Here is a 16705-nt window from a genome sequence, read left to right on the forward strand (position 1 = left end):
TCTTATAACATATCTTTGTTTCTGATTGTTCATCACATCATTTCACTTGTAACTTATATGAAACTTTCCCCCTTCATATTTAAATAGTCAGGCCAATCCTGCACTAACTCCCCTAATTTTCAAACCCATCTTCTTGACAAGCGATGAGCCAGAAAACAAGCTAGTTTCAAAATTCTTGAAAAGGAGGAAAATGTACTTACTATTATTTAGGTTTAAATTTTAGAAGAGGAGAGGATTTAAATGATTCAAACTAAGAATATGTTAAAAGTTATACGTTCATTAATAATTATTGGAATATTCCATCTTTTAATCACATCCACTGTATTTGGGGAAGGGACATTTACTTCTCATTCATATGGCGGTAAGACTTATAAATTGTATGTACCTAGTTCCTATCATACTTCTGAACCCGTCTCATTAGTTGTCATGCTTCATGGCTGTACGCAAGATGCTAATCAGTTTGCTGCTGGAACAGAAATGAATACTATTGCAGAACGAGAATCCTTCATTGTTTTGTATCCAGAACAAACATCAAGTGCAAATTCTAGTAGATGCTGGAATTGGTTTGAAACTGGACATCAAGCTAGAGGAAGTGGCGAGCCCGCAGTTATAGCTGGAATGGTTCAGCAAGTTAAAAATAATTTTGCTATTGATAGTGATAACGTATTTGTGACAGGACTTTCCGCTGGAGGCGCAATGAGTGTCATTATGGGCGCGACTTATCCGGATGTATTCTCAGCAATTGGTGTAGCGGCTGGCTTAGAGTATAAAGCAGCCACTAACTCCATTCAAGCTTTTACTGCTATGAGCAGCGGGGGGCCAAACCCCAAAACACAAGGTACCTTAGCCTACAATGCAATGGGTCAGTATAAGCAGGTGATGCCTACAATTGTTTTTCACGGAACAAGTGACTATACTGTACAACCTATTAATGGAGATCAAGTCATATCGCAATGGGCTAAAACAAACGATCTGGCCTACGGCGAAGTAGAAAATACGTATATAAATGATACACCAAATCAGACAAAGCAAGGACAGGTTTCTGGAGGGCGTAGTTATACCAATTACATCTATCAGGATAAGTACGGAATAACCATTTTAGAAAAATATTTAGTAAATGGCATGGGCCACGCTTGGTCAGGAGGGAGTACCCAAGGGAGCTACACCGACCCAAACGGTCCAAATGCGAGCGAATTAATGTGGCAGTTTTTCATGCAGGAAAGAGGAGAGCAGGACCCTAATGAAGATGACCCAGGTGAGGGGGCACCTCCTATGACAACAGCATCACCCAAAGGAGGCACTTATACGAGTCCAGTCAGTGTGACACTTCAGACTAACCGAGAAGCAAAAACCTACTATACAGTCGATGGTACAACACCAGATGAGAATTCACCTGTCTACTCCGAACCTATTTTTATCGAAAACTCTTCAACCTTAAGGTTCTACTCGGTTGATAGCAACGGCTTATCCGAAGAGCTCCGTTCTGAGGATTATATGATTACTGAAGCAGCAAATGAAGTGATTTTATCATCTATTGCACAGGAAGACGGCTTTGTCGGACGTTTTAGTGCAGATGGATTAAGCACATCTATTCTAAAGGTGGGTGATAAGGGGATGTATAACACTGATACGTACCGCACGATATTATCATTCGATACCTCTACCCTTTCGAGTACCCACACCATCAAAGGGGCTAAGCTTAGGGTTTACCGAAAAGCCCTACAAGGTAATGTACAAACGATGGATGTAGATATGAAAGTGAATGCATTTGGCACATCTTCTTCTCTAGAGCCCATTGATTATTCATCAGCTGCAACATATTCTAACCTTTTAACTGCGCAAGTACCATCACAAGATCATCAATTCGTGGACTTTGAATTACCATCACATGTTCTAAAAGAAATTGCATCCAATAACAAGTTACAATTTCGAATTAAATCAGCGACCACAGCTTCGTTTACGAGCAATGTATTGGAGATTCACGGAGGGGAGCATGCAGATTATGCACCGCAATTAATCGTAATCAAGGACTAACCTAACTTAATTTAGAAAAAGAGTCTGTCTAAATAAATTTATAGTCTTCTGGCAGACTCTTTATTCCCTTATTTCCCCTCGTTCTCTTCATAAAATTAGAGGCCCTAAACTTGATATGCAAACAACAAAAAACTCTTCATTCGAAGAGTTTTATTTGTTATTAAAATGTGCTTCTAGACGATAAATACGCATTCCTTTTTGCGAGAATTTCTCCTCATATTCAGTCATTACATTTCCAACCATTGAACTTTTATGGAGGTCTAAGCTAACTTGATTAAAAGCCATTCCAAAAGTGGACATACTATGAAGGGAATATTCAAATAACCCTTGATTATCGGTTTTAAAGTGAATCTCTCCATCTTCTTTTAACACTTTCTTATATAGAGTTAGGAAATTTCCATGTGTAAGACGACGCTTGGCATGCTTATTTTTAGGCCAAGGATCTGTAAAGTTTATAAATAAACGATCAATCTCGCCTTCACCAAAGAAATCCAATAAATTCTCTACATCTTCATTTAAAAATACAACATTTCCCTGCTCAGTATCGCGAACTTTTTCCATCGCAGAAATTAAGACACTGTCATACTTCTCCACCCCAATGAAATTAACATCAGGGTGCAACTCACCCATTCCTGTTAAGAATTGACCTTTTCCTGTTCCTACTTCCACATATAGCGGTTTGTCGTTGCCAAACCATTCATGCCATTTATTTTTATTTTCTTGCGGGTTCTGAATAACAATGGATGGATATTTGTCCATCTCTTCTCTTGCCCACGGCTTGTGACGTAAACGCACCGTAATCACTCCTTCATTTCTTCAACTCAATCATGTATTATAACCTTTATAGTCAGCAATGTATATGAGCACTTCTATTTTAGCATTTTTTATATTTCTGCGATTTCTGCTCTGAATACATACATGAGCATATGCACACTCTATACGTAAAGGCTGCAAAATGACAGCTGGAACACAGCCGTTAGAAAAAAGTGGAGAGTGATTGTATGCCCATTTCAAATCAACATAAAATTGGCTTGCTTTGTGATATTTTAAAGAACCAAGCAGATGAGCACTATATGACTGACGACGAAGCTTCACAGATTGCACGCTTGCTTCAATCCTTAAACAACGACCCTTCTGTAGATCAATCGGTTAAGCAAATCATTGGTGAAATTACCGAGCAGCATCAACTGAATCATGAACCTTTTTTACAAGAGAATGTCGAACAGTGGTTAACTGGTATGAATCAGATAACGTTCGACAGCAATACGGGACATTCCCCAGGAAATAACTACAAATAATTATTTCCTCTTTCATCATTCCCCGGCTTTGACAGCATTTGCATATAAAAAAGGCTGCTCCCTGTGGATCAGCCTTTTTATTATGTGATTTTGCAAATTCGTTATTCTTTATAATCCTCAATTAATAAGGAATGGAGGTATTCTTTAAATTTGTCTACTTCATTAAATTGTTTACGCTCATAATGCCATAGAATGACTGAGATCGTTTGAGAAACCACATACCAGTGCATTCTCTCACGCAATGATTCTCCGAGCAACAATCCATACTCTTTAATCCAGTCTTCCCATTCTTCAGGCGGGATGTAGGAGTAGAGTAATAATCCTAGATCAAGAGCCGGGTCCGCAACCGTTGCACCGTCCCAATCAATTAAATATAGCTGCTCTTCCTCATCTTGAATCCAGTTATTATGGTTAATATCACAATGACACACCACATAATGATCATACGAGACATCATTTAATTGAGATGCTAAAAAAGCCATCCCTGTCTCAATAATATCGTCTTCTACTTGATTTAATTGCAGCTGAACACGCAGGTTGTCTACAATGACTTCTGGCGATAAAGGTTCATTTCCTATTCGCTTAAACATATCAAGCAGCTCGCTTGACCCGTGAATTTTAGCTAAAAGCTCAGCAACTTTTCGTTCTTTCATTTCATAAGCTTTTAACTCACGGCCTTTTACCCAACGCTGTGCTGTTACAACATCACCGTTTTCTAAGCGTTTAGTCCATAGCAGCTTCGGAACAATTCCTTCAGCAGAAAGAACAGCAAGAAATGGTGATGAATTGCGTTTCAGAAATACTTTCTGGTCACCTTGCTGGGCTATATATGCTTCACCTGTCGCTCCACCAGCTGGTTCCACCTTCCAGCCATCTCCTAAAAACATTTCCAACCAATTCACCCTCAATTTCCATTAACTTTCTTTTCACCTTACTGCATTATCTTCTTAGTATAGCGTATTTTGTCGTAATTACCTATCAAAAATTCAATCAATTTCATTAAATAATAATTAAAATAACAATCGAAACCCAGTGTTACGTGCAGTATAAGCTACTTTACACAAAATAAGCAGAGTTTTAGTAGGCAACTCTGCTACGCTAATACATTATAGTATTCTTTAAGAATTGATTTCAATAGTATCAAAAAAGCTCGTTTCCAGTCAATCACCTTCACTCTTTATCTTCCTGTTTCTCTCCCTGCTGGCTGTTAATAAACATGAAAAACTTACAGAAATCTCATGATATCGATTACATTTAAGAAGAATGAAAAAAGACAATTGACAGAAGTATTGTGGATTTGCTTCAATATTGAAAGTACCTAAAAGGAATGCAGCCGACGATTGTCATTATAGCTTAACTTAATTAGGATATCATATAGATAAGCATGGCTATTTGGTATAAACTAAGCTTGTCTAAAAGAGCTATCGAAAATCGTTATAATCGAAGAGCCGAACGGAGGATTTTAGTCAATGAGTCAACATCCAAACAGAGCACGTTTACTTATTTCATGTCAGGATAAACCTGGCATTGTATCAGCAGTGTCAACATTCCTTCATCAATATGATGCGAATATTGTTCAATCTGATCAATTTTCAACAGACCCTGAAGGCGGTATGTTTTTCATGAGAATTGAATTTGACCTGGGAAATTCAAGCCCTGATTTTCTTCGGTTTAAAAAAGAATTTCATACATTAGCCGATAAATTGGACTTTGAATGGAAAATGGAACTTGCGGCGAGAAAAAAACGCATGGCTATTTTAGTTTCCAAAGAGGATCACTGCTTATTAGAACTTTTATGGAGATGGCGTTCAGGAGAATTACAAGTGGATATTCCATTAATAATAAGCAACCACCCTACTAATAAACAAGTCGTGGAAAGCTATGGAATTCCTTTTTATCATGTACCTGTAACTCGTGATACAAAAGAAGAGGCTGAGCAGGAAGCAATTAATTTACTGAAACAACACGATGTGGATTTCATTGTATTAGCACGCTATATGCAAATCCTTTCACCAACATTCGTAGAATCATTTCCTTATCGAATCATTAATATCCACCATTCATTCTTACCTGCCTTTATCGGAGCTAATCCATACGCGAAAGCATTCGAACGCGGGGTTAAATTAATTGGAGCAACGGCTCACTATGTTACAGATGATTTAGACGAAGGTCCTATCATCGAACAAGATGTTCTTCGTGTTAACCACCGCTACTCTACTCAGGAACTACGTATAGCAGGAAGAAATGTAGAAAGAATCGCGTTAGCCAGAGCCGTAGAATGGCACACAAACGACCAAGTCATCGTCTACGGAAACAAAACCGTCGTATTTTAAAGAAGAAAAGCGGAAGGGTTCGGTTAGATATGAGGATGGTGGAGCTTTGACAATTAGAAGCGCTTTTGGCTTCGTTTGGCGAAGCGAAGCATCCGATTATCTGAACCCTGCAGCTAGACAAGAAAAGCAGAGGCGACTGAGCTGGCATGCGGTAAAATGAGGGGAAGCGATGAGAAGCGTTCTTTGCTTCGTTTGATTCACCGTTTTTACCCGCAGGACAAGGAGCCGCAGCTAGACAGAAAAGCGGGATGACATGATCTGGCATTCGAAAACTTAGGGGAAGCAAAAAGAAGTTGATTTTTGACTTCGTTTGATTCACAAAAGTTTCTTGAAGGGCAATGTCATGAAGCTAGACAAGAAAAGCGGAGGCGACTGAACTGGCATGCGGTAAAATGAGGGGAAGCAATGAGAAGCGTTCTTTGCTTCGTTTGATTCACCGTTTTTACCCGCAGGACAAGGAGCCGCAGCTAGACAAGAAAAGCGGAAGGGTATTACCCGTACTTTAAAAGGCCAAATAAAAATCGATCCTAGATCTAGGATCGATTTTTATTGTAGTTTTTTGAGTTCTACGTTAATATAATCTTCTTCTTCTTTGCTCATTTCAGATTCTATATAAATCAGATGGGCTCCCTCACGACCTTCTGGCAAGGCTAGTTCACCGTACTTCTTGATCCAAAGCAAAAGAGCTTCCTTTAATCCACGCTTTGCCTCTTTTACCGAATACCCAAAGCTGACACAACCTTCAGCTCCTATAATTTCTATCATAATTTCTGTCTGACCCGTCCAATCTGGCACACGCCGGACTTGCCAAGCATAATCATCAATTTTCGGTACTATCTGCATGGGCACCCTCCTCCTCAACTATTACGACGTCACGTGACTGTTTCAATAAACCGCCGGATGATTAAAGACGATTATATCAGCTAATCAAATACACAAATAAAATCCCTATGCCTTGCATAGGGAACGTTTAACATCCTTACCTATTATACGGATTTCTTCTTTTAAATTCAATCTCGATCCGTTATTTGTAATCTTCAGTTAAGTCTCCTGATTTTCCATTCTTTGAAACGCCATCGTATGTGTATATCCTAAGAGAACTTCAGCTGCTTTTAATTGCTGATGTTTTATTGGAGAAGGATTTTTTGCAAGCTTGTAATGCCAATCTGCTTTGTTACGCTGATCAATGAATTCGACTTTCTTACCTGTAAGGTGGCCGTCAATCAATCCATTCGGAGACAAGACTACCTTTCGAATGGGTATGCTTAACTCTTCAGCCTCTAAGATCGGTTTAATCACACCGCTCATTCTCGATAATGAGAGCAATGGACTAATTCGCTTTTTTTTCGTTTGGTCGATATACTCTGTCCAAAACCGTTCTGAGCTCGCTTCAAATATACTATGTTCATGTCCATCTAGAAGGGCCACGCATATTACTTCATTAGGTGTAATCAAAATAATATCCAACTCAATAGGAGCTTTCTTAATATAGAAAACGGGCCTGTACATCACAAAGAAATTATCTGGCAGATGCTGAGTAAAAAAACGAAGGACCTCATCTCTTTTATAACGAGGGTGGAGGGAGGATTCTTCAAGTAAGGAAGAACTTGCCCATCTTAGTTGTGAATGAAATAATTCCTGTAAGAACCTTTCTTTTACTTGCTCAAGACTAAGAGAAGGGTCCATCTTTTCCTTTTCTTCCTCCACATCTAACTCTTCTATATTTGATTGGCTGCGCTTAGCTTTCCAGCTTTTCATCTTTCTAACAGCTTGACTGAAAAAGCTGCCTTCTTTTTCTATTAATACCTCATCCTGAGACTGCTCGATGTTAGTATGGTCTGCCTGTTGAAGACGCTCCCATTCAGTTTTCAGAAATTCCCATCGTTCTTTCTTCATTCTAGTAAACTGACTAGGGTATCTGTGAAGATCTGATTGATACCTTGAAACATAGTCTTCTAGTTTAATTAAATGTGCCATCGTTATCCCCCCGACTCTTGGGTGAACCTATTCTAATAAAGAAATAGTACCATACCTTCTTCAAAATTAGAATGAATAGGCCAAGACTCCCCTTTTTTCCCACGATTCACCCAAACATTTACATGATTACCTGTTAGAAGAATACCGTAATGATTAATGCTACTACTATGGCACTAACAGTCATCGCAATAGAACTGGCGGCACCGTCTAGTTCCCCATTTTCAAATGCCTTTGCCGTTCCAATAGCATGGGACGCACAACCCATTCCTATTCCTCTACTGATCGGGTGAGTAATGTTAAACCATTTATATAAAAAAGGGGATAACACAGCCCCTCCTATACCTGCTATCATGACAAAAACAGCAGCTAAAGGGGCAGCGCTGCCAAGATTATAAGCAATCTCCATCGCAACGGGTGTGGTAATAGACTTGGGAGCAAGGGCCCCGATGATGGAAGAATCAATCCCTAGCCATCTAGATAGCAGCACTCCGCTGAAAACGCCGATAAACGCACCTACTGTAATACTTAAAAGAATAGGGAGAATAAACCGTTTAAGCATAGGCAGCTGCTTGTATAATGGATAAGCAAGAGCAACAACTGCAGCACCTAGTAACTCATCTAACCATCTGCTTCCCTCTTTGTACAAGTGATAATCTATATCTAATAGAAGTAATAGCAGAATAATAGATAGTGTAGACGTCAAAATTGGCAATGTAAATGGATGAGAAACACGTTTATAAAAGATTTTGGCAAATCCATATATGATAATCGTTAAGGCAAGCATGATGATCGTTATACTCCATTCATTCATTACTATACTCCTTTCTATTAGGCTGCAGTCGCTTATTCTCCATTTTATGTATACACCATTGACTAACCAGTCCTGCGATTCCAAACACCAAGATTGTACTTATTAGTGTAATGACAATTAATAAGGAGCCTTTACCGCGGAAGACATCAAAATATTCCATCACTCCTACGGTTACAGGAATAAAAAGCAACGGCATATGGCGTATTAAAAAGGTTGTCCCCTTTTCAATTCTTGTAACTGGAATGATTTTTGTTACGAGCAAGATAAATAATAAAAGCATGCCTATAATACTTCCAGGGATGGACAATGATAAAGCTTGCTGAATCCATACCCCTAACCTATAAAACCCGTATAAAATAGCGATATGTATGAGTACTTGCATAAAAGAGATTACCTTCATCCGGCTATTCACCTCCTAAATTAAAACGTTGAATTTCTTTATATTTTGGACTTTGCTTCGGGTAGATTTCAATTAGCTGAAAATACGGTATATCCCACTCTACAAAGGATTCAGTAAATGGATCATCTGACAATAAAAATTCCATTTGTCCAACCCATTTTTTAGCAATAGTCATATGTGGACGGTACGGTCTGTTGTCTGTACGCAGGTCTAAATTTTGAGATACACCATTTATTTCTCTTTGGAGTTTATGAAGCTTTTCTAGATTGCCATGAACATCTGCCCAAAGAATGCGTGGTGAACGTTCATTACCGAATGTGTTTAGCCCGCCTATCCTTAAAGTAAAGCTAGAGAGCCCACTTGAGTTGAGGGTCTGATTTATCTGTTCAATCAATTCTTGCCTTTTCTTAGTTGATACAGCCCCTAGAAATACGAGCGTAATATGCAGATCCTCTGGATGAGGCCATTGTTTAAATGGATATTGTTTTTTCAAATCAGCTAAGTGCTTACCATACAGTTCTTTAATTTCCGTGCTAACTGGCACTGACAAAAAATAATGTTGTTCGTTCATACTAAGACCGCCTTTTTCATCCTAAGAACTCCTTTTATGGAACTGTCTTTTGGGGTACTCTTATAAATGATATTGTATCAAAAGAAAGAATGAATATAAGTAAAACATTTATTTATCATCTTTTCCTATCTTGTTAATAGGAAATCAAAACACAGCTGTGATAAACTATACGTATAGAAATCAGGATTGGATGTGGAATGATGAGAGTAGTTAATAATATGGCAGAATTAATTGGTCAAACGCCACTTGTAAAGTTAAATCGCATCCCAGCTCCAGGCGGTGCCAAAGTTTATCTCAAAATGGAAATGATGAACCCAAGCGGAAGTGTAAAAGACCGCGCTGCATACAATATGATTATAGAAGCCGAGAAACAAGGTCATTTAAAGGAAGGCTCAACCATCATTGAGCCAACAAGCGGAAATACAGGTATTGGCTTAGCGATGAATGCCGCAGCTAAAGGATACCGTGCGATTTTAGTCATGCCTGACACGATGTCACAAGAGCGAATTAATTTACTAAAAGCCTACGGTGCAGAGGTAGTACTGACAGAAGGCGATAAGAAAATGCCAGGTGCCATTGAAAAAGCGCATGAATTAGTAAAAGAAATACCAAATAGTTACATGCCTATGCAGTTTGAAAATGAAGCAAACTCAGATGCGCATCGCAAAACAACGGCTGTAGAAATTAAAACCGCGCTTGATAGTGTAGATGAATCATTATCTGCTTTTGTAGCTGCATCAGGTACAGGCGGTACGATTACTGGGACAGGTGAAGAACTAAAACGTTTCTACCCAGAGGCCTCTATTCATGTAGTAGAGCCTGCAGGTTCACCAGTCTTATCTGGAGGCAAGCCAGGACCTCATAAATTAGTCGGTACAAGTCCTGGATTTATCCCTCCTATCCTTAATGAGCAAGTGTATGATGAAATCTTGAAAATTGAAGATGAGGATGCTTACCGCGTTACACGAGAACTTGCCCAACAAGAAGGGATTCTCGTCGGTCCATCTTCAGGTGCTGCTTGCTTTGCAGCGCTAGAAGTAGCTAAACGCTTATCACCTGAGGATGTGGTTGTAGCGATTGCTTGTGATACGGGTGAGCGTTATTTATCTACTGACTTATTCGAGTTTAATGATTAAGTTTAATGATTAATAAGAAAAAGCGGAGAGATTAATGATCTCTCCGCTTTTATTATTTAGCAAGCTCATAAATAGCCTCAGCATAGATAGCTGCTGATTTAACTAAATCATCAATTAAAATGTACTCATCCTTTTGATGGGCAACATCTTCTCTTCCAGGAAACATCGGTCCAAAGGCTACGCCCACATCAAGTGAACGAGCATAGGTTCCTCCCCCGATCGCAAGTAAATCGGCTTTCTCACCTGTTTGGCGCTCATATACTCCTTGAAGCGTTTTAATGAGAGGATGGTCTCCCTCTACATAGCTTGGTGTCATATGATCAATCACCTTAACTTCTGCTTGATTATTCTTTGCTGCCACTTTTAATGCATGAATAATCTTATCTCCATCAGCGGTCACCGGATACCTGATATTTAACCCAACTGTACAAGCAGACCCACGCTGAAATGAAACTTTACCAACATTTATTGTTAAGGGGCCAGATACCTTATCCTCTTCATTTATACCTAACGTTTCGCCATTAAAGTCACCTTGAAGCTTCTCTCCTAACAGCGAAATAAAAGACGGAATACCTTTTAATGGAAGCGAGTGCATGAACTCTGCTAAGTAAAGGCTGGCATTCATTCCTCTCTCAGGTGTGGAGCCATGGGCGGACTTCCCAAATATAGATAAAACGAGGTTCTCCTTCGTATGGTCAAAAGAACCTTCTAGCGTTTTTTTATCTAAAAATGTTGCAAATGAATTGATAATCGAAGCGAGGTGTTCCTCGTTCCCCTTCAACTTCACTTCTGCAGATTCTGGCACCATATTTAAACGTTCGCCTGACTTAAATGTTTCTAGTTTAACCTCTCCGTCTGAATCTTTTTCGGAGAATTTAAGTTCTACATCCATAATTCCCTTTTCTGCATGAATAATGGGAAAGTCAGCATCAGGTGCGAAGCCGATTGTCGGCATTTCTTCATGCTTAAAATAATGCTCTACACATCTCCAGTTGCTTTCCTCATCCGTCCCGAAAATAATCCGAACACGCTTTGACAACTCTACATTTAATTCTTTTACTAAGGCTAAGGCAAAAAAAGCTGCCATTGTTGGACCTTTGTTATCTATTGCCCCTCTAGCAAACAGTTTCCCTTCCCGAATCTCTGCAGCAAATGGCGGGCTTGTCCACCCCGTTCCTGCCGGTACCACATCGAGATGACATAATATACCTACACTCTCTTTTCCAGAGCCATGTTCTACATACCCCGCATACCCATCAAGATTCTTAACAGAAAAACCACGATCTTCACCTTCTGTTAACATATGTTGCAGTGCGTTTGCAATTCCCTTACCAAACGGCTGGCCTGCTGATGCCGTCGACTCATCTAAAACACTGTTAATACGCAGAAATTCTTGAGTTTCATTTATTAACTGATCTTTTCTTTTTTCTACTTCTTTGAGCCAATTAATCTTCATTTTTCCGATTCTCCTTTACATACATAAACAATAGTCAAGCAAAACCTTTGCTAAATTTCAAGAATTATTATAGAATATAGGTGTCTGGAGGGTTCGATGTGATCATGTGTTTCTAAATCACTATCACGAACCAATATCAACATTACCTTGCTATAAGATAAAAATCAAATGACCCACTACAACCAAGATTTGTGTAATGTTCTTATTACGTTAAGATGAGAAATCATTTCTCACTCTTAGCTGGCAGTCAAGAGCCAGAAAATAAGAACGCATCTACATCTCATCCCCCTCTGACGGTAAGTGATCCGCTGTAGTCCTGCATATATATGTTTAAAGAAGCATAGAATGTGCTATAGGACTAGGTCATGATTATGAATAAGGAGTGGTTTTTTGAAAACTTCAACTGATCGTATGCTGACCCGTATTAAATCCATTTACCTCTACATCAAACAAAGGGGGACCGTCACGACGACTGAATTGGTTGAAGAATTCGGGATTACCCAACGCACCATCCAGCGTGACTTGAATGTACTAGAGTACAATAATCTTGTTAGCAGTCCTTCAAGAGGAAAATGGAGCGTAACAGACAGAAAAACACGCGTTTCATAGTTTCTTTAACTTGAAATTGCTGTATGCTGGACACTACCTTACGAATTGATAACGACTTCTATGAGAACATGCATAATACTTAAAGCCACAAAAAGACGAAAGGAGCAGATCCTTTCGTCTTTTTGTGGCTTTAATTTTGTTCTTTGAATTCTTCTCTTCATTAAAGATCGTATTAACAATTTAGTTCTTCAAATTAGTTCTTCAAACAAGGCCAGCTTATCTTCTTCAGTCAGCTCCCGGACCATGCCCTTTTCTAAACTTGGATCAAGCTTCAAGCCACCTATTGATATGCGCTTTAAAAACGTCACTTTCTTGTCTACTGCTTCAAACATTCTTTTTACTTGATGAAACTTTCCTTCAGTAATCGTTAATTCGATCTCCGATTGCTCTCCTGCGGTAATGATGGTTAAATCAGCAGGTTTTGTTACGTATCCATCCTCAAGGGTTACTCCATTTTTAAATAAACCAATGTCCTCTTCTGTTACGGTTCCTTTTACTTTGGCATAATACGTTTTTTTGACATGTTTCTTGGGTGACATCAAAGAGTGAGAAAATTTCCCGTCATTTGTAAGAAGCAGCATTCCTTCCGTATCTTTATCGAGCCTGCCAACCGGGAATGGATCATATAATAGATATGATTCATCTAACAGGTCTATAACGGTTTTATGATGGTTGTCTTCCGTAGCAGAAATGACGCCTTGCGGTTTATTTAACATTAGGTAAACATACGGCTTATATTCTACCAGTTCGCCAAGGACTGTCACATCGGATTGGTCAGGGTCTACTTTATATGAACCATCTTTTATCACCTTTTCATTAATTCGTACACTGCCGTTTTTAAGAACTTTTTTCACTTCTTTTCGTGAACCATATCCCATGTTCGAAAGCAATTTATCTAGCCTCATCCTTCTTCACCTTTCTATCGATTACTTTATGGTGGATTTTAACTATTCGATTTCAACTCATCAATAATAGACATTGCAAATCCACCCAGATCATTGTTTAAGTACCCCCGAACCACACCAGGTGCAATCTGCTTTTGGATCTGTTTTGTTACCTGATTTGAAAGCTTCATCTCTTTGGCTTTAGCTTCAATTTGGATAAGCATTTTCAAAGTTTCTTCCGTAGCGAGTTTATTCGCAGCCAGTACATCCTCTTCACTCACCAGCTCCACCCTGAGAGCTGGAAAGAGTGTTTGAACTTTCTCTTTAAAGTGTCCGCATTCAGGCGGAATCGCTAATAAACCATCCTTATCCTTCAGCAATTGTGCCGCGTGCCCAACTAGTTTACACGGAAGCAATGTTCTTCCCTTTACTAGCGGCATCACATCTTTTTCCAATAAGGCAGTGGCAAAATGAAAAATAATGACATCTTCATCTAAGTGATGGATATGCTCTGTAAAGAATTCCTCATAGGCATTCTTAGGAAGACAAACGAGCATCATTTCTGCCTTCTTAAGTTCTTCTTTTTTAACAGGGACTGCAAATGGATACTGACTTGTGAGCTCCCTTACTGTCTTCTGATTTCTTCCGTACACTCCAACTCGGTCATGTTTTATTTGAGAGAGCAACGCTTTACCTAGACGTCCTGAGCCTATGATAATAACCATTTTGACCCCTCCTGTTTAAATAATAAAAGAGCTGCAATCGGGTGATTAACAGCTCTTATGAAGCAATCTCTTCTGTTTGGAACATATAGTGGCGGGTACGCATTCCAACATTCAAGACAATTCCAACGGCCAGCATATTCGTTATAAGCGAACTACCACCGTAGCTGATAAACGGAAGAGCAAGACCTGTAATCGGCATTAATCCGATCGTCATCGCGATGTTTTGGAATACTTGGAACACAAGTAACCCAATTACACCAGCAACTAAATACGTACCATATAAATTATTACATGTCAGCGCAATGATAATCATGCGATAAAAAATCAAGAAATACGTAACAAGTAAAACAGTAGCTCCTATAAAACCAAACTCCTCACCGATAACGGTAAAGATAAAGTCGGTATGAATTTCTGGTATTGTATCACTTTGTGTTTGCACACCTTGTAGATAGCCGCTTCCATAAAGCTGACCTGAACCAATACCACGGATAGCCTGCGTTAACTGATAGCCGTAGCCAGACGCATATCCTTCTGGGTCAAGCCAGCCATAAATTCTCTCGAGCTGATGCTGTGCAATAATCTTTGTAAATATTTCAAAATGATTATTGTGGAGCCAGACTAAGGAAATAATCCCCGTGACAGCAGATAAGCCTAAAAAGCCAAGAATCCTCCATGCAATACCTGACATTAACAGCATTGTAGCAATAATACTTGCAATAACAAGTGCCGTACCTAGATCTGGCTGCTGAAGTATGAGAAAGAATGGAGGCAGCCCTACCGCTAGAACTTTAGCCACCACAATCATATCTGATTTGAAGTCTTTTTCCCTTCGCTCTGTGGTAATCTTGTACAGCAGATGGGCTAAAGCTAAGATAACAAAAATCTTAACAAATTCAGAAGGCTGCGGCTGTGCAAAACCTAGGTTTAGCCAGCGCGTTGACCCGTTTCTAAATACCCCGAGCGGAGTAAATGAAACAAGCATCAGTGCAATCATTCCTATTGCATAAAGCGGAATCGAAAAGTTTTTAAATAAATCGTAATCCATTACCATCACAAATGCCATGACGAGAGTACCAGCAACAAAGAATATGACCTGCCTTCTTAGGAATAAGGTAGGGTCACTGCTGAAATACTGCCCAGATCCGCTATAGATAGCCAGCAGGCTAAAACACATCAACACAAACAAGAGAAAAAGCAATGTATAATCAATTTGTTGCAAATTTGTTTTACGTTCTTCCATTGTCTCCTCCAAACGAAACAACTACACCTATACGCATTTAGGCAGTCAACGGTTCATCTTCATGCTGGTTCAGCCGCTTTTGCCGGATGTTATTTCTAGATATATTTGCAAGTATCGCTATTGATACTAATGTAACAAGCAACGAAGATCCCCCGTTACTAACGAGCGGAAGCGGAATTCCTGTAATAGGCAAGAGTCCTGATACTGCTCCCACATTAAAAATAACTTGAATAGCAATTTGGAACACAATTCCAAATGCAAGCAAACTGCCAAATGGACTTTTACAGCGAGTTCCAATAATAACACCGCGGAACAAAATTAATCCGTGACATGCTAATACGAAAATAACACCTAAAAACCCTAATTCTTCTGAGACAATCGCTAAAATAAAATCAGTATGTGCCTCAGGTAAGTATAGAAGCTTTTGTACACTTTGTCCAAGCCCCGTACCTGTTAATCCCCCATGAGCAATGGCTATGTAGGAATTAACGAGTTGTAGTCCATCGCCGAATTGATCGGAAAATGGATCTGTAAAAGAAGTAAGACGCCTTATTCGGTAAGGCTCTGTAATAGCGAGGGTCGCAAACAGACCGCCTCCTACAAGCCCCAACCCTAATAAATGTCTAAATCTAGCCCCTGAAAAGAAAACAATTAATAAAGAAACCATTAAAATCGATGTAGCAGTACCTAGGTCTGGCTGAAGCATAATCAGTCCAAAAATAACCGCAACCACAACGAGCGGCGGAAGAACCCCTTTGATAAACTGATCAATGTACACTTGTTTTTTGGAATAGACATGTGCAAGGTAAATGACAATTCCGATCTTCACAAATTCTGAGGGCTGCAAATTAAGCGGACCAATACGAATCCAGCGCTGGGCCCCTCCTACTTCATGACCTAACGGGGTTTTAACAAGGATTAAGGATAATACCATAAACCCGACAATAACTATGGCAAGCTTTCTATATAGCCGGTATGGAAAGTGCATGAAGAATAAAAAAGCTGGTATGGCAAGCAAGAACCACACAGCTTGTCTTGTAATAAAATGATAAGGATTGTTAAACTTATCAATCGCCAATACATAACTTGAGCTAAATACCATTAACAGACCGAACCCAGCTAATAGGAACGTTGTAATGATAAGAACCCAATCATTATCTTTAATAAATGAATATTTCATCCGGTCCCCCAACTTGTTCAGTCTTTATTTTTTTCCATGACTGTTCTAGCT

At 39.3% G+C, this 16705-nt stretch carries 17 protein-coding genes; 5 read left to right on the forward strand and 12 right to left on the reverse strand.

Annotation, left to right across the window (positions count from 1 at the left end):
- Nucleotides 1-240: 240 nt before the first annotated feature.
- Nucleotides 241-2034 carry an extracellular catalytic domain type 1 short-chain-length polyhydroxyalkanoate depolymerase gene (locus PQ478_RS17530; protein WP_289235001.1) on the forward strand — a complete coding sequence of 598 codons (1794 nt, stop codon included), beginning with the start codon at nucleotides 241-243 and terminating at the stop codon, nucleotides 2032-2034.
- Between the two features lie 150 nt (nucleotides 2035-2184).
- Here the strand turns inward: PQ478_RS17530 and trmB are convergent, their stop codons facing one another.
- A complete protein-coding gene (trmB, locus tag PQ478_RS17535; protein WP_289235002.1) occupies nucleotides 2185-2829 on the reverse strand; it encodes a tRNA (guanosine(46)-N7)-methyltransferase TrmB in 645 nt (214 codons plus the stop codon).
- Between the two features lie 206 nt (nucleotides 2830-3035).
- Here trmB and PQ478_RS17540 point away from each other — a divergent pair, with 206 nt between their 5' ends.
- Entirely contained in the window at nucleotides 3036-3332 is a 297-nt protein-coding gene (locus tag PQ478_RS17540) for a YtzH-like family protein (RefSeq protein ID WP_289235003.1), read from the forward strand.
- A gap of 101 nt (nucleotides 3333-3433) precedes the next feature.
- On the opposite strand, the gene PQ478_RS17545 is transcribed toward PQ478_RS17540, so the two are convergent.
- Nucleotides 3434-4219 carry a phosphotransferase gene (locus PQ478_RS17545; protein WP_435521087.1) on the reverse strand — a complete coding sequence of 262 codons (786 nt, stop codon included), beginning with the start codon at nucleotides 4217-4219 and terminating at the stop codon, nucleotides 3434-3436.
- 582 nt (nucleotides 4220-4801) lie between these two features.
- On the opposite strand from PQ478_RS17545, the gene purU reads away from it, so the two are divergent.
- Nucleotides 4802-5665, forward strand: coding sequence for a formyltetrahydrofolate deformylase (purU, locus tag PQ478_RS17550; RefSeq protein WP_075681529.1), 864 nt, complete (start codon nucleotides 4802-4804; stop codon nucleotides 5663-5665).
- A gap of 546 nt (nucleotides 5666-6211) precedes the next feature.
- On the opposite strand, the gene PQ478_RS17555 is transcribed toward purU, so the two are convergent.
- From PQ478_RS17555 to thpR, 5 genes are all read right to left on the reverse strand, one after another.
- The gene (locus PQ478_RS17555) at nucleotides 6212-6508 is read right to left on the reverse strand and encodes a type II toxin-antitoxin system HicB family antitoxin (RefSeq protein WP_289235005.1); all 297 of its coding nucleotides are present in this window, start codon (nucleotides 6506-6508) and stop codon (nucleotides 6212-6214) included.
- Between the two features lie 198 nt (nucleotides 6509-6706).
- Nucleotides 6707-7642 (reverse strand): NERD domain-containing protein, encoded by a 936-nt coding sequence (locus tag PQ478_RS17560; protein ID WP_075681533.1) that lies wholly within the window; start codon nucleotides 7640-7642, stop codon nucleotides 6707-6709.
- Nucleotides 7643-7775: 133 nt separating this feature from the next.
- Entirely contained in the window at nucleotides 7776-8453 is a 678-nt protein-coding gene (locus PQ478_RS17565; RefSeq protein WP_289235006.1) for an LrgB family protein, read from the reverse strand.
- A complete protein-coding gene (locus tag PQ478_RS17570; protein WP_289235007.1) occupies nucleotides 8446-8853 on the reverse strand; it encodes a CidA/LrgA family protein in 408 nt (135 codons plus the stop codon). The genes PQ478_RS17565 and PQ478_RS17570 overlap by 8 nt, the downstream gene beginning before the upstream one ends.
- A gap of 4 nt (nucleotides 8854-8857) precedes the next feature.
- Entirely contained in the window at nucleotides 8858-9424 is a 567-nt protein-coding gene (gene thpR, locus PQ478_RS17575) for an RNA 2',3'-cyclic phosphodiesterase (protein ID WP_289235008.1), read from the reverse strand.
- 200 nt (nucleotides 9425-9624) lie between these two features.
- Between thpR and cysK the strand changes: the two genes are divergently transcribed.
- Nucleotides 9625-10560 carry a cysteine synthase A gene (gene cysK, locus PQ478_RS17580; RefSeq protein WP_075681541.1) on the forward strand — a complete coding sequence of 312 codons (936 nt, stop codon included), beginning with the start codon at nucleotides 9625-9627 and terminating at the stop codon, nucleotides 10558-10560.
- 52 nt (nucleotides 10561-10612) lie between these two features.
- Here cysK and pepV read toward each other — a convergent pair whose 3' ends face one another.
- Nucleotides 10613-12016 (reverse strand): dipeptidase PepV, encoded by a 1404-nt coding sequence (gene pepV, locus PQ478_RS17585; protein WP_289235009.1) that lies wholly within the window; start codon nucleotides 12014-12016, stop codon nucleotides 10613-10615.
- A 390-nt stretch (nucleotides 12017-12406) separates the two neighbouring features.
- Here pepV and PQ478_RS17590 point away from each other — a divergent pair, with 390 nt between their 5' ends.
- The gene (locus PQ478_RS17590; protein ID WP_012960148.1) at nucleotides 12407-12625 is read left to right on the forward strand and encodes a DeoR family transcriptional regulator; all 219 of its coding nucleotides are present in this window, start codon (nucleotides 12407-12409) and stop codon (nucleotides 12623-12625) included.
- A gap of 188 nt (nucleotides 12626-12813) precedes the next feature.
- On the opposite strand, the gene PQ478_RS17595 is transcribed toward PQ478_RS17590, so the two are convergent.
- Genes PQ478_RS17595 through ftsW form a run of 4 tightly spaced genes read right to left on the reverse strand, consistent with a single transcriptional unit; the run spans nucleotide 12814 to nucleotide 16654 of the window.
- Nucleotides 12814-13530, reverse strand: a complete 717-nt coding sequence (locus PQ478_RS17595) for a pseudouridine synthase (protein ID WP_075683775.1) — start codon at nucleotides 13528-13530, stop codon at nucleotides 12814-12816.
- 38 nt (nucleotides 13531-13568) lie between these two features.
- Complete coding sequence (locus tag PQ478_RS17600) at nucleotides 13569-14234, reverse strand: NAD(P)-binding domain-containing protein (protein WP_289235010.1); 666 nt, start codon at nucleotides 14232-14234, stop codon at nucleotides 13569-13571.
- Between the two features lie 55 nt (nucleotides 14235-14289).
- On the reverse strand, nucleotides 14290-15474 hold the full coding sequence (gene rodA, locus PQ478_RS17605) for a rod shape-determining protein RodA (RefSeq protein WP_022628904.1): 1185 nt from the start codon (nucleotides 15472-15474) through the stop codon (nucleotides 14290-14292).
- A gap of 37 nt (nucleotides 15475-15511) precedes the next feature.
- The gene (gene ftsW, locus PQ478_RS17610; protein ID WP_075683777.1) at nucleotides 15512-16654 is read right to left on the reverse strand and encodes a putative lipid II flippase FtsW; all 1143 of its coding nucleotides are present in this window, start codon (nucleotides 16652-16654) and stop codon (nucleotides 15512-15514) included.
- Nucleotides 16655-16705 lie beyond the last annotated feature (51 nt).

It is taken from the genome of Alkalihalophilus pseudofirmus, from assembly GCF_029094545.1.
In the GTDB taxonomy this organism is placed as follows: Bacteria; Bacillota; Bacilli; order Bacillales; family Bacillaceae_D; genus Alkalihalophilus; species Alkalihalophilus pseudofirmus.